Source organism: Mycobacterium sp. M23085, assembly GCF_045343915.1.
Taxonomy (GTDB): Bacteria; Actinomycetota; Actinomycetes; order Mycobacteriales; family Mycobacteriaceae; genus Mycobacterium.
Genome location: NZ_CP174280.1, coordinates 4026596 through 4050381 on the forward strand (window position 1 = coordinate 4026596; position 23786 = coordinate 4050381).

At 65.2% G+C, this 23786-nt stretch carries 25 protein-coding genes; 12 read left to right on the plus strand and 13 right to left on the minus strand.

All coding sequences use genetic code 11. From position 1 onward, the window contains the following. Nucleotides 1-27 precede the first annotated feature (27 nt). Nucleotides 28-501 (plus strand): hypothetical protein, encoded by a 474-nt coding sequence (locus ACIUM1_RS18985; protein WP_406814152.1) that lies wholly within the window; start codon nt 28-30, stop codon nt 499-501. A gap of 22 nt (nt 502-523) precedes the next feature. Here the strand turns inward: ACIUM1_RS18985 and ACIUM1_RS18990 are convergent, their stop codons facing one another. The 6 genes from ACIUM1_RS18990 to ACIUM1_RS19015 form a co-directional block, all read right to left on the minus strand. Continuing rightward, on the minus strand, nt 524-1390 hold the full coding sequence (locus tag ACIUM1_RS18990) for an alpha/beta fold hydrolase (RefSeq protein WP_406814153.1): 867 nt from the start codon (nt 1388-1390) through the stop codon (nt 524-526). A 14-nt stretch (nt 1391-1404) separates the two neighbouring features. Beyond that, nucleotides 1405-1803, minus strand: coding sequence for a Rieske (2Fe-2S) protein (locus ACIUM1_RS18995; protein ID WP_064882584.1), 399 nt, complete (start codon nt 1801-1803; stop codon nt 1405-1407). A 1-nt stretch (nt 1804) separates the two neighbouring features. Continuing rightward, the gene (locus tag ACIUM1_RS19000; protein ID WP_406814154.1) at nt 1805-2950 is read right to left on the minus strand and encodes an amidohydrolase family protein; all 1146 of its coding nucleotides are present in this window, start codon (nt 2948-2950) and stop codon (nt 1805-1807) included. 29 nt (nt 2951-2979) lie between these two features. Beyond that, nucleotides 2980-4071: an amidohydrolase family protein gene (locus ACIUM1_RS19005; protein WP_406814155.1), complete on the minus strand. Its 1092-nt coding sequence runs from the start codon at nt 4069-4071 to the stop codon at nt 2980-2982. Nucleotides 4072-4294: 223 nt separating this feature from the next. Next, on the minus strand, nt 4295-4399 hold the full coding sequence (locus tag ACIUM1_RS19010; RefSeq protein ID WP_406814156.1) for an NAD(P)-binding domain-containing protein: 105 nt from the start codon (nt 4397-4399) through the stop codon (nt 4295-4297). 8 nt (nt 4400-4407) lie between these two features. After that, nucleotides 4408-4788: a carboxymuconolactone decarboxylase family protein gene (locus tag ACIUM1_RS19015; RefSeq protein ID WP_406814157.1), complete on the minus strand. Its 381-nt coding sequence runs from the start codon at nt 4786-4788 to the stop codon at nt 4408-4410. A 279-nt stretch (nt 4789-5067) separates the two neighbouring features. On the opposite strand from ACIUM1_RS19015, the gene ACIUM1_RS19020 reads away from it, so the two are divergent. The 3 genes from ACIUM1_RS19020 (at nt 5068) to ACIUM1_RS19030 (ending at nt 7998) form a co-directional block, all read left to right on the plus strand. Further along, nucleotides 5068-5697: a nitroreductase family protein gene (locus tag ACIUM1_RS19020; RefSeq protein ID WP_406817746.1), complete on the plus strand. Its 630-nt coding sequence runs from the start codon at nt 5068-5070 to the stop codon at nt 5695-5697. Nucleotides 5698-5840: 143 nt separating this feature from the next. Continuing rightward, the gene (locus tag ACIUM1_RS19025; protein ID WP_406814158.1) at nt 5841-6839 is read left to right on the plus strand and encodes an acyl-CoA dehydrogenase family protein; all 999 of its coding nucleotides are present in this window, start codon (nt 5841-5843) and stop codon (nt 6837-6839) included. Further along, nucleotides 6823-7998 (plus strand): acyl-CoA dehydrogenase family protein, encoded by a 1176-nt coding sequence (locus ACIUM1_RS19030; protein ID WP_406814159.1) that lies wholly within the window; start codon nt 6823-6825, stop codon nt 7996-7998. The genes ACIUM1_RS19025 and ACIUM1_RS19030 overlap by 17 nt, the downstream gene beginning before the upstream one ends. A 5-nt stretch (nt 7999-8003) precedes the next feature. On the opposite strand, the gene ACIUM1_RS19035 is transcribed toward ACIUM1_RS19030, so the two are convergent. Then, nucleotides 8004-9398: an alpha/beta hydrolase gene (locus ACIUM1_RS19035; RefSeq protein ID WP_406814160.1), complete on the minus strand. Its 1395-nt coding sequence runs from the start codon at nt 9396-9398 to the stop codon at nt 8004-8006. A gap of 115 nt (nt 9399-9513) precedes the next feature. Here ACIUM1_RS19035 and ACIUM1_RS19040 point away from each other — a divergent pair, with 115 nt between their 5' ends. Continuing rightward, nucleotides 9514-10842 (plus strand): IS30 family transposase, encoded by a 1329-nt coding sequence (locus ACIUM1_RS19040; RefSeq protein WP_406817747.1) that lies wholly within the window; start codon nt 9514-9516, stop codon nt 10840-10842. A gap of 79 nt (nt 10843-10921) precedes the next feature. Here the strand turns inward: ACIUM1_RS19040 and ACIUM1_RS19045 are convergent, their stop codons facing one another. The 6 genes from ACIUM1_RS19045 to ACIUM1_RS19070 all read right to left on the minus strand — a co-directional run bounded on the left by ACIUM1_RS19045 (nt 10922) and on the right by ACIUM1_RS19070 (nt 15302). After that, on the minus strand, nt 10922-11494 hold the full coding sequence (locus ACIUM1_RS19045; RefSeq protein ID WP_406814161.1) for a hypothetical protein: 573 nt from the start codon (nt 11492-11494) through the stop codon (nt 10922-10924). After that, the gene (locus ACIUM1_RS19050; protein WP_406814162.1) at nt 11491-12375 is read right to left on the minus strand and encodes a hypothetical protein; all 885 of its coding nucleotides are present in this window, start codon (nt 12373-12375) and stop codon (nt 11491-11493) included. Before ACIUM1_RS19050 ends, ACIUM1_RS19045 begins: the two co-directional genes overlap by 4 nt. Before the next feature lie 32 nt (nt 12376-12407). Further along, the gene (locus ACIUM1_RS19055; protein ID WP_406817748.1) at nt 12408-12803 is read right to left on the minus strand and encodes a hypothetical protein; all 396 of its coding nucleotides are present in this window, start codon (nt 12801-12803) and stop codon (nt 12408-12410) included. A gap of 143 nt (nt 12804-12946) precedes the next feature. Further along, the gene (locus ACIUM1_RS19060; protein WP_406814163.1) at nt 12947-14311 is read right to left on the minus strand and encodes a cytochrome P450; all 1365 of its coding nucleotides are present in this window, start codon (nt 14309-14311) and stop codon (nt 12947-12949) included. A 35-nt stretch (nt 14312-14346) separates the two neighbouring features. After that, the gene (locus tag ACIUM1_RS19065) at nt 14347-14547 is read right to left on the minus strand and encodes a ferredoxin (RefSeq protein ID WP_008253744.1); all 201 of its coding nucleotides are present in this window, start codon (nt 14545-14547) and stop codon (nt 14347-14349) included. Nucleotides 14548-14600: 53 nt separating this feature from the next. Further along, nucleotides 14601-15302: an SDR family NAD(P)-dependent oxidoreductase gene (locus tag ACIUM1_RS19070; protein WP_406814164.1), complete on the minus strand. Its 702-nt coding sequence runs from the start codon at nt 15300-15302 to the stop codon at nt 14601-14603. Nucleotides 15303-15583: 281 nt separating this feature from the next. On the opposite strand from ACIUM1_RS19070, the gene ACIUM1_RS19075 reads away from it, so the two are divergent. From ACIUM1_RS19075 to ACIUM1_RS19105, 7 genes are all read left to right on the plus strand, one after another. Then, nucleotides 15584-17119: an aldehyde dehydrogenase family protein gene (locus ACIUM1_RS19075; protein ID WP_406814165.1), complete on the plus strand. Its 1536-nt coding sequence runs from the start codon at nt 15584-15586 to the stop codon at nt 17117-17119. Continuing rightward, a complete protein-coding gene (locus ACIUM1_RS19080) occupies nt 17116-18321 on the plus strand; it encodes a CaiB/BaiF CoA transferase family protein (RefSeq protein ID WP_406814166.1) in 1206 nt (401 codons plus the stop codon). The genes ACIUM1_RS19075 and ACIUM1_RS19080 overlap by 4 nt, the downstream gene beginning before the upstream one ends. 374 nt (nt 18322-18695) lie before the next feature. After that, nucleotides 18696-19514: an MlaE family ABC transporter permease gene (locus ACIUM1_RS19085; protein ID WP_406814167.1), complete on the plus strand. Its 819-nt coding sequence runs from the start codon at nt 18696-18698 to the stop codon at nt 19512-19514. A 7-nt stretch (nt 19515-19521) separates the two neighbouring features. Next, nucleotides 19522-20367 (plus strand): ABC transporter permease, encoded by an 846-nt coding sequence (locus ACIUM1_RS19090; RefSeq protein ID WP_406814168.1) that lies wholly within the window; start codon nt 19522-19524, stop codon nt 20365-20367. Nucleotides 20368-20386: 19 nt separating this feature from the next. Continuing rightward, complete coding sequence (locus ACIUM1_RS19095; protein ID WP_406814169.1) at nt 20387-21649, plus strand: MCE family protein; 1263 nt, start codon at nt 20387-20389, stop codon at nt 21647-21649. Continuing rightward, on the plus strand, nt 21646-22668 hold the full coding sequence (locus tag ACIUM1_RS19100) for an MCE family protein (RefSeq protein WP_406814170.1): 1023 nt from the start codon (nt 21646-21648) through the stop codon (nt 22666-22668). The genes ACIUM1_RS19095 and ACIUM1_RS19100 overlap by 4 nt, the downstream gene beginning before the upstream one ends. Beyond that, the gene (locus tag ACIUM1_RS19105) at nt 22668-23786 is read left to right on the plus strand and encodes an MCE family protein (protein WP_406814171.1); all 1119 of its coding nucleotides are present in this window, start codon (nt 22668-22670) and stop codon (nt 23784-23786) included. The genes ACIUM1_RS19100 and ACIUM1_RS19105 overlap by 1 nt, the downstream gene beginning before the upstream one ends.

Below are 23786 nucleotides of genomic sequence, written 5' to 3' on the forward strand. Positions count from 1 at the left end.
GCGATCGTCTTAGTTAGGCTTGCGCACATGCGAACCGCGGTGGTGCGTGTCAACGTCGACCCGGACGGCGCGCTTACGCCCGCACAGCTACGTGAGGGCATGGCGGCTCTCCTGGAGTCGGTGGCCGAGTCCGGCGCCGAGGTGGTCGAGAACGACCTTGCCTCCATGCCCGCCGGCCGCCGCGAGGTTGCGCTGCTCATCGCGGCCGAGGACGGCGAGACGGCCAAGGACACCGCAATCGGCCTGTGCGCCAGAGCGTTCGGCGCCGCACCCGTTCCGGGTGTGATCACGTTTGTCAGCCGGGGGACCGACGACGATGCGCAGGGAGTGTTGTCTGCGTTCGGGCTGACCGGTGAGATCGAGCGCACGCCCGGCGACGACGGATTCGACATCGTCCTCGTGACGCTGCGCGAGTCCGACCTCGAACGGGTTCCGGAAAGCCGCGTGCACACGGCGCTGGAGGCCTCGCTCAATTGTGAGGTCCGCATTCGCACCAGGTAGGAATCTGAACGACGGAGCGCCATTACGTGCCCAGGAATTCAAGAATCGCGGGTGCCGCCTGCACCCAGGTGTCGAACATGTTGAAGTGTTGCACCCGGCCCGCGGCGCGGTCTTCGGACGCGCGTTCCCACGCGTCCTCGGGCCACGGCGGATCGATCAGCTTCGATCCCTTGATCAGGCAGCTTACTTCCAGCGACGTCCGCTTCGGGTGGTCCATGTCGTTCTCGCCGCCGCGAATGATTAAGGTGGGGACCTTGATTCGGTCGAACATCTCGTCCTCGACGCCCGGAATCGTCTGTCCCGGCTTGGAGACGAAGGCGTTCAGCCAGCGCAGCATCACCTTGAGGAACTCGTCGGAGTCGAAATCGAGGAACCGCTGCTTGTTGTTCGGATTCTCCTCGATGCGCTCACGCCACTCGGCCACCTTCATCACGCCGTCCATGCCGGTGCCGCGCACCGCGAGGATGCTGGGAATGATGTAGAAGGAGCCGAGCACGAAGGTGCCGTAGATGCCGCCGACGATGTTCCACACCACGAGCTTGGTGACCATTTCGGGGTAGAGCATCGTGGTCAGCATGGAATCCCTTGCCCCGCCGGAACCTCCGGCCAGGATGCAGCGCTCGAAGCCCAGGCCGGTCACCAGCTTGTGCAGTGTCTCGGCGCGCATGTGCGACTCGCTCTGCCCGTAGAACTGCACATCGGAGGCTCCACAGTTGGGCCGGTCCCACAGCAACACGCGATAGCCACCCGCGGCCAGGGCGTCGGCCAGCGGGCGCAGGCCGGGGATCTCCTTGCTGAACCTGCCGCCCGGCGTCAGGGCGATGAGATCGCCGGAGTCACTGAGGATTTCGTAGACAACGTTTCCCCCGTTGATCTCGATAGAAGGCACCGATTCTCCTGTAGCTAGGCCTGAACCAACACGTCGTTGCCGACGACGCGCACCGGGTAGGTGCGGATACTCCATTCGGGCTTGACCGCGGTGGTGCCGGTCGCCAGCTCGAAACCCCATTGGTGCCAGGGGCAGTAGATGTATTCCAGGTCGCGCACCATGACGGAGTCACCCGGTGCGGTCTCGTCGACGATGGTGCGGCCCCGTGCTCGTCCCGAACACAGCGGGCCGCCTTGGTGGGGACAGTAGTTCGCGATGGCGTAGAACGTGCCGTTGACGTTGTAGACGCCGACGCCGTGCCGTCCGATCGGTACCAATTTATGTGTGCCCGGCGGGATTTCGTCCACGGTTGCGACGACATGCTCGCGGCCCTGGGCAAGACGTGGCTCGGGCCGTTTGGTTTCTTCCGTCAACTCAGAGCACCCGGGTCTGACCCTCGAGGACCGGAACGGTCTCGGGCAGGTGATAGGTGGCGATGCCGTTCTTGTACATGACGGCGTCGCGGGCGTGCTTGGGCAGGTGCTTGACCAGCCAGCGGGGGTCGTCGAACGTCCAGTGCGGGTAGTCCGAGGAGAACAACAGGATCTTTTCGCACTCCATCCATTCCAGCGCTCGGGTCAGTTCGGTCTTGTCTTCCGGGTAGTCCAGCGGCTGAGTGGTGAACTTGATGTGGTCCTTGACGTACTCGGACGGCTTGCGTTTGATGTCGACCCACAATTTGCGCGCGTCGTAGATCGCGTCCATGCGCCACATCAGCGGCAGGATCCAGCTGAACGCGTGCTCTACGAACACGATCCGCAGCGTCGGGAACCGGTCGAAGACACCGTCGAAGATCAGGCTCATCACCTGATTGGCCGCCAGCAGGGAGTAGGTCACCATGAAGTCGTGGTTGTAGCTGGGGAATCCCACCGGCGGGATCGGCAGCTCATCGAACTGGCTGCGCGACAGGTGGCAGCTCACGGTGATGTCGTGCTTGGTGGCGGCCGCCCAGATCGGGTCGTACTTCGGGTGGCCCCAGGACGGGCGCGGCTCGGCCTTGATCAGAATCTGCGCCATGTAGGGATGACCGGCCCAGCGCTCGATCTCGCGTACCGACTCTTCCGGCTCCTCGATGGCGATGCAGATCGAACCGCGCCACCGCTCGTGCCAGTTGTTGTGGCCGTCCAGCCAGTGATTGGCCTGCCAGTCGTTCAACGCGGCCGACATCGCATGCTGCGCTTCGGAAATGCGCGCCGGGTAGGCCGCCGGCTCCAGGATCGCGATGTCGGAGCCTGCTTCCATGATGAGCTGGCGGAACGCCAAATCCGGGTCGCTGCAGGGGAACTCGCCGTTGGCGGGGAACGAGTCCACCCGCATCGCGTAGGAGTGTGCGTAGTCCGGCGCGTCGTAGTAGATCTGCTCACCCACGGAGCGGGTGAGGAAGTACTTGCTGCGCCACGGCTCGGGGATGTACGGCAGTAGCTCTCCGCGCTTGGGGGCCGGGTGGACATCCGAGTCGACGCAGCGGACGGCTATGCGCTCGGTAGCGGGAACCCGCTCCTGCGAATGGGTCAACGTCATCTGACTCTCCTCAGTCTTTCGCGATGCTTCTACTGTGCGCCCACCCCGGCGGGAATGTCTATGCCGTAGAGCTGCGCCGCGTTGCGCCAGCACAGCTTGTCGCGCTGCTCGGCGGACAACGCGCTGGGCAGCTTCGTGACATCGCCGCACTGCCAGTGGGGATAGCTCGAACCGAACATCACCATGTCGTCTTTGCCGGTGAAGCCGAACCATTCGCCGGCGAATTCGACGTCGCCGGGGCCGTCGAGACTGCCCTGAACGAAGAACACGTGACCGGGCAGGTAATCGCTGGGAATTCGCGGCGCCCACGGCGTCTGCTCGAGGTGGGGCCGGCCGAACGTGTCCATCCGCCAGATGAACGGCGTGATGAAATCGGCGGCGCCGTCGCCCCATACGAACTTGAGGCCGTCGAACCGCTCGAACACTCCCTCGGCGATCATGTTCATCAGGTGATACACGTAGTTCAGCGCCATGAAGCTGACGTACTGCTCGTAGGTCCGGGTGTTCCCGTTCGGCGTCGGCGGAAACGCGATGCCCGAGCCGACTTCGATGTGCGCGGCGACGGGAAGCCCGGCGTCGACGGCGGCCTCCCAGATGGGCCAGAACTGCGGCTTGCCATAGAGTTCGCGGGATTGCAGCGGGACGCCGATTTGAACCACCCGCGGATGCGCCCGCCACTTCTCGATCTCGCGCAGCGCGCCGGGGATGTCATCGGGGTTGACCCGGATGGTGCCGCGGAACCGGTCGCCGAACTGGCTGGACTCCAGCCAGTTCGACACCATCATCTCGTTGTGCGCGGCGTGCAGCGCGCTGCCCAGGTGTCGGTCCGGCATGATCCCGCGCGCCATCGGATGCAGGACGGCCACATCGACGCCGCGTTTCGAAAACAGTTCATTGGCAACGAAATCCGGATCCGACCCCGGGTACTGGCGGTCGGGGCCCTCGGTGTTGGGCGCGTACTCACCGCCGGGCGCGCCGTACCAGTCCATCTCGTAGTCGGGGAAGCCGCGGCTCTTGAACGGCTCGCGCAGCGTCTTCCGCAGCGCTTTGTTGGACGGGAAGAAGATGTGCACGCTCGCGTCGATCAACGGTGTGCTGGTTCCGTCAGCGTGCGTGATCACGAGAGCCACCCTTCGGCTCCGGCCGCCGAAGCCGGCCGTGCGAGGTCATCTGATAGCCAATCTAACATTTTGTTCAACGGTCCATCAATGGGTTTCCGGTAAGCATTTCGTTTAATCATCGTCCCTGGTAACGGGACGTTTTGCGGCCTTCCAGGCAAGTCGGGTTCTTCTTTGCGGATAATACCATTCTCCGGTTGCCGACGAATACGATCCGCGCCGTGCGTTACCGCGACGGCCGGTCCCGGATGGGTTGGTCCGAAGACCCGCCCGCCAGGCGGCAGGCCATCGGAAAGCCCATGTTTCCCAGCCCGATGAACCCGACCCGCACGGCGTGCCCTAGCCCCGGTCCAACTCGGTGAACGCCTCATTCGCGATCCGGAAGCTGTCGACGGCGGCAGGCACGCCGGCGTAGACGGCCACCTGCAGGAAGACCTCGCGGATCTCCTCGCGGGTGACACCATTGGTCAGCGCCGCCTTGACGTGCGTGCGCAATTCGTTGGGCCGGTTGAGCACCGAGATCATCGCCAGGTTGAGCATGCTGCGGGTCTTGCGCGGCAGCTCCTCGCGGCCCCACACGGCACCCCAGCAGTACTCGGTGACGAGATCCTGCAGGGGCCCGGTGAAGTCGTCCGCCCCGGCCAATGCGCGGTTGACGTATTCCTCGCCCAACACCTCGGAGCGGATTTGCAGCCCCCGCTGATAGGTTTCGCGATCCAATGTTTCCTCCTCGGTTCGAACAGCGGCCCTCGCTGGCGCCGCCGCGGTTCGGCTTGCCTGAGCGCAGTCTTGCACCGTGGCCGCACCGCGGGGGTCTACAGTCGACATTCACATGGGCCTGCCCGGCGGTGTCCTCGTTCCCGTTGGGCATGCCACCGCAACATAACTGTCGCCCAATTCGCCTGCAGCGGTTGGCTATAGGAGCTGGAGGCGCATGCGCGGCGGCCCGGACGTTTAGGAGAAGCAGTGACCGGAGCAAGCGCGGACATCTGGGAAGTGATGTCGACGGCCCGCACCATCCGGCGCTTCACCGACGAGCCGGTCGACGATGTGACCCTGGCGCGCTGCCTCGAGGCGGCCAGGTGGGCACCCTCCGGAGCCAACGCGCAGGGCTGGCGTTTCGTGGTATTGCGGTCGCCCGAGCAGCGGGCCGTGGTGGCCAAGGCCGCCGCCCACGCGCTGCAGGTGATCGAGCCGGTCTACGGCATGAGCCGTCCCGCCGCCGACGACAACAGCCGCCGCGCCCGCACCTACCGTGCGACGTACGAGTTGCACGACCGCGCCGGTGAATTCACCTCGGTGCTGTTCGCCCAGGTGCACTACCCGACCGCGTCGGAACTGCTGCTCGGCGGTTCGATCTTTCCCGCCATGCAGAACTTTCTGCTCGCCGCCCGCGCCCAGGGGCTGGGCGCCTGCCTGACCAGCTGGGCCTCGTACGGCGGTGAACAGTTGCTCAGGGACGCCGTCGGCGTACCTGAGGGCTGGATGATCGCCGGCCACGTGGTGGTCGGGTGGCCCAAGGGCAATCACGGGCCGCTGCGCCGCCGCCCGCTCGCCGAGTTCGTCAACCTCGACCGCTGGGACAACCCCGCCGGCGGCCTGGTCGACGGTGCTCGAGCCCCCGCCTAGCAGGGCGCTCGAAGCGTTTGGCCCGGGGAACCGGGCGCTCGGCGGGGTGGGAGTTTGATATCCCATGCCCGAATTCAGAGATTATTACTTCCGGAACCGAGAATGTTATTCTCGCCTGACAGTCACGACGAGAGGCGGCGCGGATGCTGTTGGAGTTCGATGCTGATCAGCGACTGTGGCAGGACACCGTGCGCGACGCCGTCGCGAAGCAGTGCCCGCCGTCGCTCGTGCGCAGCGTGGCCGAAGGGGGCGTCGACCCCAGTCCGCTGTGGAAGTCGTACGTAGACCAGGGCTGGACCGAACTCAGCGATGCGGACAGCGCCGTCGAGCTGGCCATCGTGCTCGAAGAGCTCGGCCGCGCCACCGATCCCACCCCATTCCTGGCGACGATGAGCCAGTTCGCACCGCTCGCCGCGGACCGCTTCGACCCGCACCAATCAGGCACCGCGGTCTATGGCGGGGTGATCGCGCACCGCGACGCCGAGGGCTGGGTGCTGGACGGCACGGCGCGCCACGTGCTTGACGGCGATCGCGCGGACCGGTTGGCCGTGGTGACCGACGCGGGGGTATTCCTCGTCGAGCCCGGTCAGGTGTCGGCCCGACGTACGGCGGTGTTCGACCCGGTGCTGCACGTCGCCGACCTGTCGTTCGCGGAGGTTCGGGTGCCCGACAGCGAGCGGCTGAGCGTCGACGCTGAGCGCGCCCACCATTTCGCGCTGACCGGGATGGCGATCACCATGGTCGGCGCCTGCCAACGCATTCTCGACCTGGTGCTCGAGCACGTCAGCAGCCGCCAGCAGTTCGGCGTGGCGATCGGTTCGTTCCAGGCCGTGCAGCACAAGGCCGCCGACATGCATGTCGCCGTGCAACGGGCGCGCGCGCTGGCGTATTTCGCCGCGTTGACGATCGCGGCCGACGATCCCCGCCGCCGGCTGGCGGCCGCGATGGCCAAGGCATCGGCGGGGGAGTGCCAGTCGCTGGTGTTCCGGCACGGTCTACAGCTGCACGGCGCAATGGGATTCACGTGGGAGAACGACCTGCAGTTCGCGCTGAAACGGGCCAAGGCGGGTGAGCTGATGCTCGGCGGCGCGGCCGAGCACCGGGCGCGGATCGCGGAGGAATACCGTGCAGCTGACTTTTGATCCCGACGTCGAGCAGTTCCGCGCCGAGTTCTCGGCGTTTCTCAACGAAAACCTCCCTCCCACAAGCGAAACCCTTGAGCGTCCCCGGTCGGTCTCGCACATGCCGCAGTGGGCGCGCGACTGGCAGCGGCTGTTGTTCGACAACGGCTGGTTGCTGCCCAGCCAGCCGCCGGAATTCGGGGGCCGCAACGCGACGGTCATTCAGCAGTTCGTCTACCTCGAGGAACTCAGCCGCCGCCGGATCTACCACAGCTTCAACCCGCAGGGCGTGAACATCGTTGCGGCGTCGCTGTTGTCGTTCGGCAGCGACGAGCAGAAGCGGCGCTGGGCGGTGCCGATCCTGCGGGCCGAGATCACCGCGTCGCTCGGGATGAGCGAACCTAGCGCGGGCTCCGACCTGGCCTCGCTACGCACCCGCGCGGTACTCGACGGTGATCACTTCATGGTCAACGGCCAAAAGGTGTGGACCTCGGGCGCCCACGATGCCGACGTCTTATTGACGTTCGTCCGCACCAACCCAGATGCGCCGAAGCACAAGGGGATTAGCGCGCTCATCATCCCCACCGATACTCCAGGCCTGGTGCGCCGACCGTTCCCGTCGATCTGCGGTGTCGATGATCTGGATTTCAACGAGGTGTTCTTTACCGACGTGCGGGTGCCGGCCGATAACCTGGTCGGCGAGCTCGACCAGGGTTGGCGGGTGGCCAACGGATCGCTGGGACACGAACGCACCATGATGTGGCTGGGTTTCGCCGATCGCCTGGAGAACATGATCGATGACTTCCATCCCACTACCGAGGTGGAGCGCGACCAATACGCCAGCACGATCATGGACAGACAGGCGCTGCGCCTACTGGGTTCGGCGGCCCTGGCCCGCGCCGCCCGCGGCGAGGATGACGTGGCCGCGATCTCGGTACTCAAGCTGCTGGGATCCGAGGCGGAGTTGCGTGGCATGGAACTGGCTTTGACGTCCGCGGGATCCGCCGGGCTCATCCACCCGGGACAAACCGGACCGTACGCGCACATGAACCTGGACCACTACTTCGCCAGCTGGTTCGAGCGCTACGCCCGCAGCTTCTCCGGGACCATCGCCGGTGGCACCTCCGAGATCCAGCGCAACATCATCGCCCAGCGGGTGCTCGGCCTTCCGCGCGGCTAGCGCGGTCAGAGGGCTTGCGCAGACACGCTGCTGGGCAAGGTAATCCGGTTCACACCGGGAGTGCCCAGCTGTCCGGCCAGCCACGGCAGCGCGGTGGCGAAGACCGTGCCGGCGGTCGGCCAGTCGTGCTTTCCGGGCTGAGCGACCACCGCGCAGTCGATGCCGTTCGCCCGGCCGAGCTGGCACAGGGAGGCGGCGGCTGCGGCCTGGTTGCCCGGGTCGGAGTCCGCACCGCGGCTTGCGGCAGACAGCGCGGCGCTGTCGACAATCTTGATATCGCGCCGCGGCGTCGGCGAACCGCCGGAGGTGATCGCGAACCAACCGGACACTCCGGTGTAGCGGCCATGCCGCTTGATCACTGTGGTCGGGTCGAATTTCGCCCACGCGTCGGCGTCGCCGCCGAACAGGGTGGCGATGGTTTGCGCCTTGGTTCCGGTGTTGGGGGTCAGGTCGCCCTCGATGTCGACGAACGAGCTGAACATGTCGGGGTGCATGACGGTCAGGTCCACTGCGGTCGTCCCGCCCATCGACCAGCCGACGACGCCCCAGCGAGACGGGTCGGGGCTGACGCCGAAGTTCGAAATCATGTAGGGCACAACGTCTTTAGTCAGGTGGTCGGCGGCGTTGCCACGGCTTCCGTTGACGCCTTCGGTGTCGTTGTCGAACGCCCCGCTCGGGTCCACGAATACCAGCACCGGTGCGTTGCCGTCGTGGGCGGCCGCGAAGGCGTCGACGCTGTCCACCGCGCTGCCGGCGCGCACCCAGTCGGCGGGTGTGTTGACCATGCCGCCGATCATCATCACCGTCGGCAGCTGCGGCGGCGGGTAGCTCGCAAACCATGCCGGCGGCAGGTAGACGAGTTCTTCGCGGTGCGTGAAATGCGACGCGTCGTCGGGAGTCTGTACCGAGACCAGGCTGCCGCGCGGCGGCTTGGCGCCCTTCGCCGCCAGCGCGATCACGGCGGCCTTGTCGGTCTGGCCGGGCAGTCGAGTGGAGGTGATCTGGTCCCAGGCGCTCTGCACGGTCTGGAAGTAGCCGACCCATTGGTTGAGCACCAGCAGCGAGCAGAGCAGGCATAGCGGCACGGCCAGGACCGATAGTCCACGTCGCCACCAACGCGCGTCGCGCCAGCCCAGGATCAGCACAGCGATGGCCGTGCCGACCAACGCGATCCACACGTACAGCGCCTGCGGTGCCGATTTGGAGGCGCCGTCGGCGATGAGGGCGTACGCGCCGAGGGCCGTCATGACTCCGGCGACGGCGGCCACCGGCAACGCCAACAGGCGCCAACGACGCGAGCGCCATCCGGCGGCGAGCCCCAGCGCGATCGGCGTGACGATCTGGGCCGTGATCGGCACCCAACCGTGCACCAGAGATATGTGATTGCCCATAAGCGACATAGCGATTCCTCCTCTCAGCTGCCAGCGATCCAGCTGCGTGAAAAAAGGATCGAATGCCGACCTCGGCGAATCCTTGGTGGATTCTTGGGTGCGCGGGGGAGGGCCGCAACGTCGGATGTACAGCCACGGCGGCGGGCGTCGGGGCGGTTTCCAGGGATCGATGCAACACATCGTCTGTGTGAGGAGTGTTGTGGGATCTCGTTTGTATCCGCCGTCGACGGTTTCTGCGTTTTGGGATCGGGTTCGCGCTGGTGTCAGTGTTGCTGAAGCCGCTGCGGTCGTGGGCGTGTCGGAGCATGCCGGGCGGTGTTGGGTCGCTCAACGTGGAGGTGTGAAGCCACGATTGAGCAAACGAGTCACCGCGGGGCCCAGGCCACGGCTAACCCAGCGTGAGCGAGTGGAGATCCAGGTCGGCGTGGGCCGCAACGAGTCGTTGCGTTCGATCGGCCGGCGGTTGGGTCGGGCGGCGTCGACGATCAAGCGGGAGCTGGACCGTACCGTGCGCAACCGCTATGACGGTCGCAAGTCGGGGTATCGGCGCAAGCAGCGCTTCGGGGCCCGCCAAAGCGGCACCACGGCCACGGTGCACTACGACGCGCTGGCCGCTGAGCGGTTGGCCGGGCAGCGGGCGCGTCGGCCCAAACCCGGCAAGCTCGGTACAGATGTCCGGTTGCGCCGGGAGGTGCAGACTCGATTGCGGTTGCGCCACAGCCCCCAGCAGATCGCGCGGCGGTTGCGGTGTGACTTTCCCGACGATCCGGAGATGTGGGTGTCACACGAGGCGATCTATCAGGCCATCTACGTACAGGGGCGGGGTGCGCTGCGCCGCGAGTTACACCAGTGCCTGCGCACCAAACGCGCACTGCGCCGCCCCCAACATCAGCCCGGCACTCGCCGTGGCCGCATCCCAGGCATGGTCAACATCAGCCAGCGCCCACCCGAGGTCGCCGACCGCGCCGTGCCCGGGCACTGGGAAGGCGACTTGATCCTGGGCAGCACCGAATCCGGCTCGGCGATCGGCACTCTCGTGGAACGTTCCACCCGGTTTGTGATGCTGCTGTATCTGCCCGACAACCACGGCGCCCTGGCCGTGCAGAACGCCATAGTCGAAAAGATGACGGAACTGCCCGAGCACCTGCGCCGCTCGTTGACCTGGGATCAGGGCAGCGAAATGGCCAACCACATCGCCATCGCCAAAGCCACCGACATCTACTTCTGCGACCCGCACTCTCCCTGGCAACGCGGCAGCAACGAAAACACCAACGGCCTGCTGCGCCAGTACTTCCCCAAAGGCACCGACCTGTCCCTGCACGGCCCGGGCATCCTCGACAACGTCGCCGCCGAACTCAACGGCCGACCCCGCCAAACATTGGACTGGAAAACACCAGCCGAAGCACTCAACGAACTACTGTCAAAAAATCCACCTGTTGCAACGACCGCTTGAAGTCGCCCGGCGTGTCGTCGACCTCAGCGCACAATCAAAGCCCGGGCGTCACACTCGACGGTCGAACAGCTGAGACGACCTAGACCGGGTCGAATTTCGTGATCAACCAGGCCCCGTTGACCCGGGTCAAGCTCACCAGCACGCTGCTGGAGGCCATCGCGGGGTCCGGGTTGTCCTTGCTCGTGGTGCTCTGGTCGACCAGCACCAGCACGACGGCCGAATTCGGATGCAATTCCTGTACCGCGGCCCCCAGCACCCGGGCGTTGGTCTTCAACGACTTCTCTTTGGCTGCCGGAGCCACGATCTGTTCGGTGAACTGGTTGTAGTACGACAAGAAGTCGCCGGACAGGTGAGTCTTGGCGGCGGCGAAATCTTTGTCGAGCGACTCGGGCGAATAGGACAGCAACGCGACCGTTCCGTCGGACGCCGCATTGGCGACCGCGCTTGCGACGCTTGCGTCGGTCTGTTTATCCGGCCGGTACTGCTTGAAGTACAGCCACGTCGCCGCGCCGGCGGAAAGCAGCAGCAGCACGATCAGAACCAAGGGAAAGACTTTCACCTTGCGCCGGGCACGTGCAGCGCCGCGTTCGTGGCGGTCGGTTTGTCCGGCGGAGTCGTCGGCGGTGTCGATGCTGGGGCTGTCGCCGCTCACGGAATGAACTCCACGTTGGACATCTTGTATTGCCCGCCGTCGTCTTTGACGGTCACCTTGAGCCGCCAGTTGCGTGGTGCGTCTTTGGCGCCGGCGGCGTTGGTGACGTGCGATGTGGCCGCGACGAGCACCAACGCGTAATCGCCGTTTATGGATTGCACGGCCGCCGCATTCACGGTTCCTTGGGTGACCACTTTGGACTGCTCCACAACGGTCGTGAAATCTTTTGAACGCGCCTGGAAGTCGTCCCGGAACTGACCCGTCGAGCTGTCGATCACCCGTTGGACGTCTTCCTTGGCCTTATTGAAGTCCATGGAGATCAGGTTGACGACACCTTGTCTGGCTCCGGCGATGAAGTTCGCGGCGCGCTGGTTGCGCTCGACGGTTTCGTGACGGTTCCACATCATGTATCCGCTGGCCGCGACGAAGGCACAGATGAGGAGGATGACGGCGGCTTTCCATGCCACGGACCACGAGGGCAACCGCAGGCGTCGCCGAGAACGGGCCGGCTTGGATTCCGATTCTGCGTCTTCGGGGGTTCCGTCGGAGACTTCTTCCTCTGTCGCATCCTCGTCGACAACGGTGTCGGTCTCCGGGTCGGCGCTCTCCGGCTCGGTGCCTCCCGCCTCGTCGGTCTCCGGCTCGCCGGTGACGGTGGCGTCCTCGTCGGCGTCCGAGGCTTCTTCGGCGGCCTCGGTCGTGGCCTCCGCCTCAGCCTGGGCCAGCGCCTCACGCCGGAGCCGGGCGGCACGGGCGCGGGCGCGCGCCGCGGCGGCCAGCGCCTCGGCTTCGGCGGCCTCGGCCTCGGCTTCCTCGAGCAATGCCTCCGCCTCGGCTTTCGAAGTGGCCGAACCTTGCGGCGCTTTCTTGGCCTCAGCCATCGTGCTTACTGACTCCTGTACGTCTCACGCGGCTACCATCGCACGAGCGAGAACGGGTAACTGTTGCTGGCCCCGGGTCCACCACCGCAGCCCGTGTCGAACGTCGAGTCGACCTGACCCCCCAGCGTCACCGCATCCCACGAGTAGACGTCGTGCGAGGGAAAGAACTGGACCACGCAGCGAACACCGAAGGGATCATCAACGGCCAAGGTGTAGCGGCCATTGGACAGATGTGCGTCTGCCCGCCAGGGCGCCGCTTGCCCGTTGGGCTGCGGAGTTGCGTACACCTGCAAGCATCCCGGCGCTGGCTGGGTGCACGGATTGATCGACCATATCCAGCTGTGGCCGGGATCCCGGTTCGTGTCCACCCGGTAGTTGGAGTACAGCATGTCCGCGTGGGCACTTGGCGCGACAGTCAGCGCGGCCATGGCGAACGCAAGGCTCGCTGCGAAAGTCTTCACCGATGCGTCTCCCTCCTGCGCACGTGCTGGCCTGAATATAAGGCGCTGCCACGCTGAACAGGCCTACTCGGAAAAATTGCGGCAGTCAACGACGGGTTTGTCCAGCCGTCCTAGTCGATGACGGCGGCTTCCTTGCGTTCGGTGATCGGCCTCGCGAGTTCTTGCTCATCGCAGATGCGTTGCAGCTTCTCCAGCGTCTCATCCAAGCCCGCTCCGACCTTGCGACCGGGCGTGAAGGTGGCCGGTAACTTACGCATGCCCTGGATGACGCCGATGGTCTCGTAGTGGACGGTGCCCTCCGGGTCGCACTTGTAGTCGGGCATCCGGTCGAGGACCGCGGTCAGCATCGATTTGAATACGGTGCGCGCCACGTTCGATCCGATGCAGCGGTGGACGCCCAACCCGAAGCTGAAGTGCCGGTTGCCTTTACGGTCGAGGATGATCTGGTCCGGGTCGTGGAAGACCGATGGGTCGCGGTTGGCCATCGCCCACGAAATCCACAGCCGCTCACCCTCTTTGAACTGCGTGCCATCGAGTTCGACATCGTCGGAGAACGTCCGGCCATCGCCGGGCGCCGGGGTGAAGTAGCGCAGGAACTCTTCGGTCGCGGGATCGAGCAACGTCTTGCGCTCGTTGCTGAGCAACTGTCGTTGATCGGGGTGCTCCGAAAGCCATTCCAGCGAGTGGGCGGTCAGGGCGGTCGTGGTGTCGAAGCCGCCGCCGATGACCAAGCCCAGATTGCCGAGGATCTCCAGATCAGGGGCGGGCTCGCCGTCGATCCGCATCTGCAGCAGCGCATTCACGATGCCGGGCCGCGGGTTTTCGCGAATCTCGAGCATGTTGTTGACCATGTCGAGCCCCATCTCGCGGTGCATCGCGGTGACGCGCTCGATGTCGGGAGAGTGCTCGGGCGTGTACACGGCGGCGTGCACCGGCTCGCTGTAAATGTTCCACTTCTTCAGCGGGATGCCCAGCATCGCCAACGTGAAGACGGCGGGCACGATGTTGGCCAGGTCATCGACGAAGTCGATGTGACCGGATTCGATCTTCTCGTCGAGGCAGGCGCGCGTCACGTCGTCGATGAACGGTTCCCAGCGCTTGATCGCCGCCGGTGACAGGTACGGGTTGAGCACCGTCCGGTACGTGCGGTGTTCGGGGTCGTCCATCTCCAGGATGCCGCCGCGCACCGCGCTGACCCGGCTGGCGGTGGGGATCGAAATGCCTTTGTAGCCGCGGCGTTCCCCATGGATGTCGTGATCGTTGGACACGGCGGGGCAGCGGGCCAGCTCGAAGACCTCGTGGCTGCCGGCAGCGACCCAGTGCCCGCCGTAGGTGTCCGTCCAGGCCATCGGGCACTTGGCGTGCATCTCTTCGGTGATCGCCTTGAACTTCGACCGGTACTCCGCGGAATGCCGGTCGAAGTGGTACCGGTTCTTCTTGCGGTCGCTGTCATTGACGACGTCGTCGACGCTCAACGCTATGTCTCCCTACGTGTTTCGCTGGCTAAGGCTCAGGCGTCGTCGGTGATCATGATGGCCTGCTCGGGGCAGGACTGCGCGGCTTCACGCACCTGGTCCTCACGATCCGCGGGCACCACCTCGTCGATCGCCGACGAACTGCCGTCGATGTCGCTGAGCTGAAACGATTCCGGAGCGATCATCGCGCACAGGGTGTGGCCCTGGCACCGTTCTGAATCCACCCAGACCTTCATGGGCTGTCTCCTCTCACACTGGTTGCCGGGCACCGCTGACGAATCGCCACCGCTCAGGTGTTTCGACCGCCGTTGACGCCCAAGATCTGACCGGTGATGTACCCGGCTTCCTCGGACACCAGAAACGCGCATGCCGCCGCGATGTCCTCGGGCGTGCCCATCCGGCGCACCGGGGTCCGTGCGATGGTCTCCTCGATGTCGCCGAGGTAGCCGTTCTTCTCGGCCGCGCGCAACATCGGGGTGTCGATGAAGCCCGGCGGCACCGCGTTCACCGTGATGCCCTTGGGCCCGTACTCAAGTGCGAGCGACTTCGTCAGTCCGTTGACCGCCGACTTGGCCGCGACGTAGTGACTCATATAAGGAGCGCCCGAATGCGTGCTCGACGACGAGATGTTGACGATGCGGCCCCACCCAGCCTCGACCATGTCGGGCAGTACCGCCTGGACGGTATGGAAGACGCCGTTGAGGTTGACGTCGATCACCCGCTGCCAGTCCTCGAAGCTGATGTTGTTGAACTTCTTGAACCCGTCGAGCCCGGCGGCGTTGACCAGAACCGTCACCGGTCCGAGCTGGGCGCGGATATCCAGAAGCGCCGCATCCAGCTGCGACCGGTCGGTCACGTCGGCGGTGAAAGCGAAGTCGCCATCCGAGGGACGCAGATCAATAGAGGCGACGTTCAAACCGTCGGCGCGCAGGCGTTGCACGACGGCGAGGCCGATGCCGGATCCGCCACCGGTGACTACCGCAGTCTTCATGTTGAGGCCTCTGCTCCGAAGGGGGCCGTTTCAGTCACAAAGAATCTCCCTTACAATTATGAGAACCTTACTCTCCGCGCGGAGCGCCGTGCAACATGCGCCTAACACCGCCTCCGGCCTGCGCGGAAAGACCCTGGCCGACAGGTTACGGCCTGATGCGTGCCTGGTCAGCTGGCCGATCGCATTCCTGAGACTTTCTTGAATTATCGAAACTCGAATGTAAGATTCGCCGGGGAAGAGAATGAAATTATCGTGACCGCCACCACACTAGGGAGTACGGAATGCCTGCCCAGGACACGGCAGAGTCCGCCACCGGATCCGCAGTGACCACCGTGGATGCCGCGTCTGAGTCCCACGTTGACCACCATCTTCTGATCGATGGCCGGCTGGTCAGCGCCGATAAGACATTCCCCTCGGTCAATCCCGCGACGGGTGCGGTCATCGGGTACGCGCCCGACGCCGGCGGCGCCGAGGCGCAAACCGCGATCGAGGCGGCCCGGCGTGCGTTCGACACCACCAGCTGGCCCACCGATGTCGAGTTGCGGATCCGCTGCCTCGACCAGTTGCACCAGGCGCTCCTCGAGCACGCGGACGAGTTGCGTGAACTCACCATCGCCGAAGTCGGCGCCACCCGCGCGCTGACCCAGGGCGCTCAGCTCGACGAGCCGATCGGCATCGTGCGCTTCTATGCGGATCTGCTGCGCACCTATGAGTTCTCCGAAGACCTCGGCGTACGAGAAGCGCGGGGCATGCGCCACCACCGCTGGGTGGAGAAGGAAGCCGCCGGCGTGGTCGGCGCCATCATCGCCTACAACTACCCCAACCAGCTCGCACTGGCGAAGCTTGCCCCTGCGCTGGCCGCCGGCTGCACCGTCGTGCTCAAGGGCGCACCGGACACGCCGCTGGTCACGCTGGCGCTCGGCGAGCTGATCGCCAACCACACCGACATCCCCGCCGGCGTGGTGAACGTGCTCAGTTCGTCGGACCCCGCGTCGGGAGTCGCGCTGACAACCAGCCCGGACGTCGACGTCATCACCTTCACCGGATCGACCGCGGTCGGACGCAAGATCATGGCCGCCGCGAGCGACACCGTCAAGCGCGTCTTCCTGGAGCTGGGCGGCAAGTCGGCGGCGATCATGCTCGACGACGCCGACTTCGCCAACGCGGCGCTGTTCGCGGCCTTCAGCATGGTCACCCACGCCGGGCAGGGTTGTGCGCTCACGTCCCGGCTGTTGGTGCCCAGGTCGCACCACGACGAAATCGTCGACCTGATCGCGCAGAACTTCGCCAAGGTGCGACACGGCGATCCTGCCGACCCGACAACTTATATGGGGCCGTTGATCAACGAGCGGCAGCGGGAAAAGGTCGACGGCATGGTGCAGCGCGCAGTGGCAGCCGGCACCACCCTGGTCACCGGCGGCAAGCGATTGGATCCCGGCTACTTTTATGCGCCGACGCTGCTGACCAACGTCGACCCCGACAGCGAGATCGCGCAGGACGAGGTCTTCGGGCCGGTGCTCGTGGTGATCGCGTTCGACGATGACGACGATGCCGTGCGCATCGCCAACAACTCCATTTATGGCCTGGCCGGTGCGGTGTTCAGTCGCGACCAGGACCGGGCGCTCGCCGTGGCGCGCCGCATCAGGGCCGGATCCTTCTCCATCAACGGCGGCAATTACTTCGGCGCCGATACTCCGTTCGGCGGTTTCAAGCAGTCCGGCGTGGGCCGCGAGATGGGCGCGGCCGGGCTCGAAGAGTTTTTGGAGAGCAAGACCTTTGCCGTGCCAGCCGTCTCAGTGAAAGGGGCCGGCGCATGAGGCCGCTCGAAGGCATCCGCGTCCTGGAAGTCGCCATGTACGGGTTCGTTCCGTCGGCGGGTGCGGTGCTTGCCGAATGGGGCGCCGACGTGATCAAGGTCGAGCACGCGGTGACCGGCGATCCCCAGCGCGGGCTGCGGCAGACCGGGATGCTGCGCGTCGAGGGCGATCCCAACCCCAACATCGAGCACGCCAACCGCGGCAAGCGCAGCATCGGGCTGGACATGTCGGTGCCCGAGGGCAAGGAAGTGCTCTACGAGCTGGCCCGTCGCGCTGATGTCTTCCTGACCAGCTTCCTGCCCGACCACCGGCGGAAGTTCGGCATCGACGTCGACGACATCCGGGCGGTGAACCCGAAGATCGTCTACGCGCGGGGGAGCGCGCTCGGCCCGCGCGGCGAAGAGTCGACCAAGGGCGGCTACGACATGACCGCCTTCTGGTGTCGGGCCGGAACCGCCGCCACCATCACCCCCGCCGGCATGCCGGGCATGATCGCGCCGCCCGGACCGGCGTACGGCGACACCATCTCGGGCACCAACCTCGCCGGAGGCATCGCGGCGGCTCTGCTCAAGCGGGAACGCACCGGCGAGCCGTCCGTCGTCGACGTGTCGCTGCTGGGTAGCGGGCTGTGGTCGATGGGGCACACGGTCGCGTTGACAAAGCATTTGGGCCAACGAATGGAAGCGCCGCCGCCAGGCGTGCACGGCGCACCCAACAACCCACTGGTCGGCCTGTATACGACATCCGACGGCCGCTACATCTCCTTTGTGATGATGCAGCCCACCAAGTTCTGGGCCGACGTATGCAGGCACGTCGACCTGCCGGAGTTGGCCGAAGACCCGCGGTTTGCCACCGTGGAGGACATCGCCGCCAACACGGCGGATGCGGTGGAGCTGCTGACCAAGGCCATCGCCACCCGCACGCTGGCCGAGTGGAGCGCGCGTTTCGCCACGCTCTCCGGGCCCTGGGCGCCCGTGCAGGACACCCTGCAGGCGGCCGACGACGCGCAGATCCGCTCGAACGAGTACATGGTCAAGGCGGGCGAACTCGAGCTGGTGGCCAACCCGGTACAGTTCGACGTCGCAGCGCCACAGACCGGGCCGGCCCCCGGATTCGCCGAGCAGACCGACGAGATCCTGATGGAGCTGGGCCTCGACTGGGACCGGATCATCGAACTCAAGACGGCCGGCGCCGTCACCTAGAACCCGGAGCCGCCTGCAATGCTTCAGTCCACCAACAGAAGTGACGCTGCCTGTGTCCGTTCTGTGGTTACCGGCTGTCCGATAACGGTTCTGCGTTTTTTGCTCCACCTGGACTCGGCATGAGTCATAATCGCCGGACGCTTCAAGACATGGAGTCCCTCGTTTTGCGGCGCCATCTCACGCGACGGAACGGAGGTCTGTGGTGAGCGGACTCGCAGCTGTCGCATCGCAGACGGACGCCGGAACATGGCTGCACGTTGAGCATTTCGCCCCCGTCAGCGCGCCTTCACAGCCGTCAATTCTGACGAATGTACCGCACTCGTTGCGTCACAACAAGACTGTCGGTCTCGTAGCTTGGGAAGGGGCTGCCGCCGATGGCAACCAAGGGAGCTGACCACTGGTCGACGGGATTGCCCGCGCTCAGGCTCAAGTTCGACCTCTCGGGGCCGATGCAGGCCGTCGGAGCCTTGTTCGCGATGTCGGCCGATGCGGTCAGGTACCTGTTCCGCCGGCCGTTCCAGTGGCGGGAGTTCCTGGAGCAATCCTGGTTTGTCGCGCGGGTGTCGCTGGCTCCCACCTTGTTGGTGGCGATCCCGTTCACCGTCCTGGTCAGCTTCACGCTCAACATCCTGCTGCGTGAACTGGGCGCGGCGGATCTATCCGGTGCCGGTGCCGCGTTCGGTGCGGTTACCCAGCTCGGACCGCTGGTCACGGTTTTGATCGTGGCGGGCGCGGGGGCCACGGCGATGTGCGCGGACTTGGGGGCGCGAACGATCCGCGAGGAAATCGACGCGATGGAGGTGCTGGGCATCAACCCGGTGCAACGGTTGGTCACGCCGCGCATGCTGGCGTCCGGATTGGTCGCCTTTCTGCTCAACAGCCTGGTGGTCATCATCGGCGTCCTTGGCGGTTACGTCTTTTCGGTGTTCGTGCAAGACGTCAATCCCGGCGCGTTTGCCGCGGGTATCACCTTGCTCACCGGCGTGCCCGAGGTGATCATTTCGTGCATCAAGGCAGCACTTTTCGGCCTCATTGCCGGCTTGGTCGCGTGCTATCGGGGCCTGTCGATCACCGGCGGTGGCGCCAAGGCTGTCGGCAACGCGGTGAACGAAACCGTGGTCTATGCCTTCATGTCGCTGTTCGTCGTCAACGTGGTCGTCACCGCCATCGGCATCAAGATGACGGCGAAGTAGGGCAACTATGGCGCTACGGGCTACATACCCGCGGTTGACCCGCCAACTCGAGCGGCCGGTCGCCCTGCTGGGGCGGATCGGTGACCACACCCAGTTCTACGGCAAGGCGCTCGCCGGGGTGCCATTCGCGGCCAAGCATTACACGCGCGAAGTCGTTCGATTGATCGCCGAGATCAGCATGGGCGCCGGCACTTTGGCGATGATCGGCGGAACGGTTGTGATCGTCGGCTTCCTGACGCTGGCGGCGGGCGGAACCCTGGCTATTCAGGGTTACACCTCGCTGGGCAACATCGGCATCGAGGCGCTGACGGGCTTTCTGTCCGCGTTCATCAACGTGCGGATCGCCGCGCCGGTGGTCGCCGGGATCGGCCTGGCGGCCACCTTCGGCGCCGGTGTGACCGCCCAGCTGGGTGCCATGCGGATCAACGAAGAAGTCGACGCGTTGGAGAGCATGGCCATTCGGCCGGTCGCCTATCTGGTGAGCACCCGAATCCTGGCGGGAATGATGGCCATCACGCCGCTGTACAGCATCGCCGTGATCCTGTCGTTCGTGGCCAGTCAGTTCACCACGACATTCCTGCTCGGGCAGTCCCAGGGTCTGTACCAGCACTACTTCAACACGTTCCTGAATCCGATCGACCTGTTGTGGTCGTTCCTGCAGGCCATCCTGATGGCGCTGACCATCCTGCTGATCCACACCTACTACGGCTATTTCGCCTCGGGCGGGCCGGCCGGTGTGGGCAACGCGACCGGCAACGCGGTGCGCACCTCGCTCATCGTCGTGGTGTCCGTGACGCTGTTGGTCTCGCTTTCTATTTACGGCACGAACGGCAACTTCAACCTGTCCGGTTAGCAGAGGAGGTGAAACAGCAATGACCCAGAATGTGCCAGCGGGCCGCGGCGCCGTCGCAGGCCGGCCTGCGCGCGCCGGCCACGGCCGGGCGCCGGCCGAACGGAATTACCTGCCGCCGCTGCTCGGACTGGCCACCGTCGTCATCATCGGCGTGATTTTCGCCGTGGCGGTGGGGCTGTTTCAGGGCTCCTTCACCGAAACCGTGCCGGTGACCGTGATCTCGCAACGAGCCGGCTTGGTCATGAACCCCGACGCCAAGGTCAAGTTGCGCGGCGTGCAGGTCGGCAAGGTCGCCTCCATCCAATCGCTGCCCAACGGCGAGGCGGCCATTCACTTGGCGATGGACCCATCGCAGTTGCACTTCATTCCTGGCAACGTGCTCGTCAATATCGCCTCATCGACGGTCTTCGGCGCGAAGTCCGTCGAGCTGGTAGAACCTGATCATCCCTCCGCCCAGCGGCTGCACAGCGGCCAGACGCTGCAGGGCCAGCACGTCATGGTCGAAATCAACACGGTGTTCCAGCAACTCGTGTCGGTGCTGTCACACATCGACCCGCCGAAGCTCAACGAGTCGTTGGGCGCACTGGCACAGGCGTTCAGTGGGCGGGGACCGCAACTTGGTCAGTCGCTGAGCGACCTGGATTCGTTCCTGGCCAGGCTGGAGCCGAGCCTTCCCGCATTTCGTCATGACCTGACGGTGTTACCGGCGGTGTCCAACGCCTACGCCGACGCGGCTCCGGACCTGATCAAGACCGCCGCCAACGCGACCCGGATCAGCAAGACACTTGTCGATGAGCAGCACAACCTGGATGCGTTACTGATCAGCGCGATCGGCTTGGCCGACATCGGCAACGACGTCTTGTCGACGAACCGTCAACCGCTGACGAACGTGTTGCATCTGCTGGTGCCGACGACCGATCTGACCAATGAGTACGCCCCGGCGCTCAACTGCGCTTTCGCCGGACTCGTCCAGATATCGCACGGGGCGCCGTTGTCGGAACCGAGCATCAACATCTCGGCGAGCCTCACCTGGGGCGCGGAGCGTTACCGGTACCCGACGAACCTGCCCAAGGTTGCGGCGACGGGCGGCCCGCAGTGTGTGGGTCTGCCGAAACTGCCGTTCAATACGGCCCCGCCGCAATTGATTACCGATATCGGCGCCGACCCGGTGAGCTACGGAAACCCGCAGCTGCTGATCAACTCCGATCTCCTCAAACAGCTGTTGTACGGGCCGATCGCGGGACCGCCACGTAACTCCGCGCAGATCGGAGAACCCGGATGAGGACGCGCGCCACGTTGGTCAAGTTCACGATCTTCGCGGTCGTGATGGCGATGCTGACCGCCTTCCTGTTCTTCATCTTCGGCCAGTACCGGACCGGTGCGACGACCAGCTATTCGGCGGTGTTCACCGACGTGTCGCGTCTCAAGCCGGGCCAGTCGGTGCGGGTCGCCGGCATCCGGGTGGGCACGGTCAATGGTGTTTCGCTGCAGCCGGACAAGAAAGTTGTGGTGACATTCGACGCCGACCGCAACGTCGTCCTCACCGAGGGCAGCAGGGCGGCGGTCCGCTACCTCAACCTGGTGGGCGATCGCTACCTCGAACTCGTCGATGGTCCGGGCTCGCCCAAGCGGCTGCCGGCCGGCGGTCAGATTCCGGTCAGCCGCACCGCGCCGGCGCTTGACCTCGATCTGCTGCTCGGCGGACTCAAACCCGTCACCCAGGGCTTGAATGCGCGCGACGTCAACGCCCTGACGTCCGGGTTGTTGCAGGTCTTCCAGGGTCAGGGCGGGACGCTCGAGTCGCTGTTCGCCAAGACGACGTCGTTTTCAAATGCCTTGGCCGACAACGATCAAACCGTGCAGCAACTGATCGACAACCTCAACATCGTGATCGGCACGATCGCCAAGGACGGTAAACAGTTCTCCGGCGCCATCGACCGCCTCGAGCAGCTTGTCAGCGGCCTGTCGGGTGACCGCGACACCATCGGATCCGCCATTGACGCCCTGGACAAGGGAACCGCCTCGCTCGCGGATCTGCTGGCCGAGGCCCGCCCGCCGCTGTCCGGCACCATAGCTCAGTTGAATCGGCTGGCGCCGATACTCGATGGCGATAAGGACCGCCTCGACGCCGCCCTGCAAAAGGCACCGCAGAACTATCGCAAGCTGGTCCGGCTCGGCGTGAATGGCGCCACCATCCCGTATTACCTCTGCCAGTTCGGCATCCGCGGCACAGACCTTTCGGGTAAGACCGTGCGCGCCAACATCTATCGGTCAGATGCAGGAAGGTGCACGGAACCCTGATGCTCAAGTACCGCGGAGCTCAGCTCGTCAAGCCCGGACTCATCGGCGTCGTTCTGGCGGTGATGGTCATCCTGGTCGGCCTGTCGCCCGACCGATTCATCCAGTGGGCGACGATGGTCCGCTACCAGGCGCTGTTTACCGAGGCAGGCGGTCTGGCGACGGGCAACCCCGTGATTGTGTCCGGGATAAAGGTCGGCTCGGTGTCGGATGTGAAGCTGCGCCACGGCGATGCGCTGGTGACGTTCGCGATGAAGGGCAACATCCTGCTCGGGTCGGAGACATCTGCGCACATCCGCACCGGCACGCTGCTGGGCGAGCGGATGCTGACCGTGGAGTCCGCGGGCAGCGGCACGATGCACCCGATGGCGCTGATCCCGGTATCGCGAACCTCCTCGCCGTACTCGCTCACCGAAGCGGTCAGCGACCTGACATCTGACACGGCCGGCACCAACACCACGGCGCTGAATCAGTCGTTGGACACGCTGGCGGCAACGCTCGACCAGATTGCACCCCAAATGGGGCCGGCCTTCGACGCGCTCACCCGCCTATCGCGAACCCTCAACAGTCGCAACAAGAACCTGGGCGAGTTGTTCAAGAGTGCCGGCGACGTCACCGGCATACTCTCCGAACGGAGCATGCAGGTCAACAAGCTCATCCTCAACTCCGACTCCCTACTGCAAGTGCTGGTCGCACGCCGGCAAGAGATCGTGGACCTGCTGGCCAACACGTCCGCGGTGGCCAAGCAGCTGACCGCGTTGGTGCACGACAACGAAAGCACTTTGGCGCCAACGCTGGAGCGGCTGAACAGGGTCCTGGGGGTCCTGGAGAAAAACCGCGACAACATCGGCAAAGCGCTGCCGGGTCTCGCCAAATTCGAGATCACGGTCGGTGAGGCCATCTCCGGCATGTACGCCTATCAGGCGTTCGCCCCGAACTTCCTTATCCCGCAACTCTTCCAGGAGTTGATCGACTACCTCTGGGGCTTCCGCACCTTCGACACGTCTAAGGGTCCGGGCTTCCCGTCGCCGGTACCCCGGGCGCTGACCCCCTGGCCGTACAACTCCATTCCACAATGCCCTGGCTGCACGTTGGGTGGACGGATCGGAGGATCACAGTGA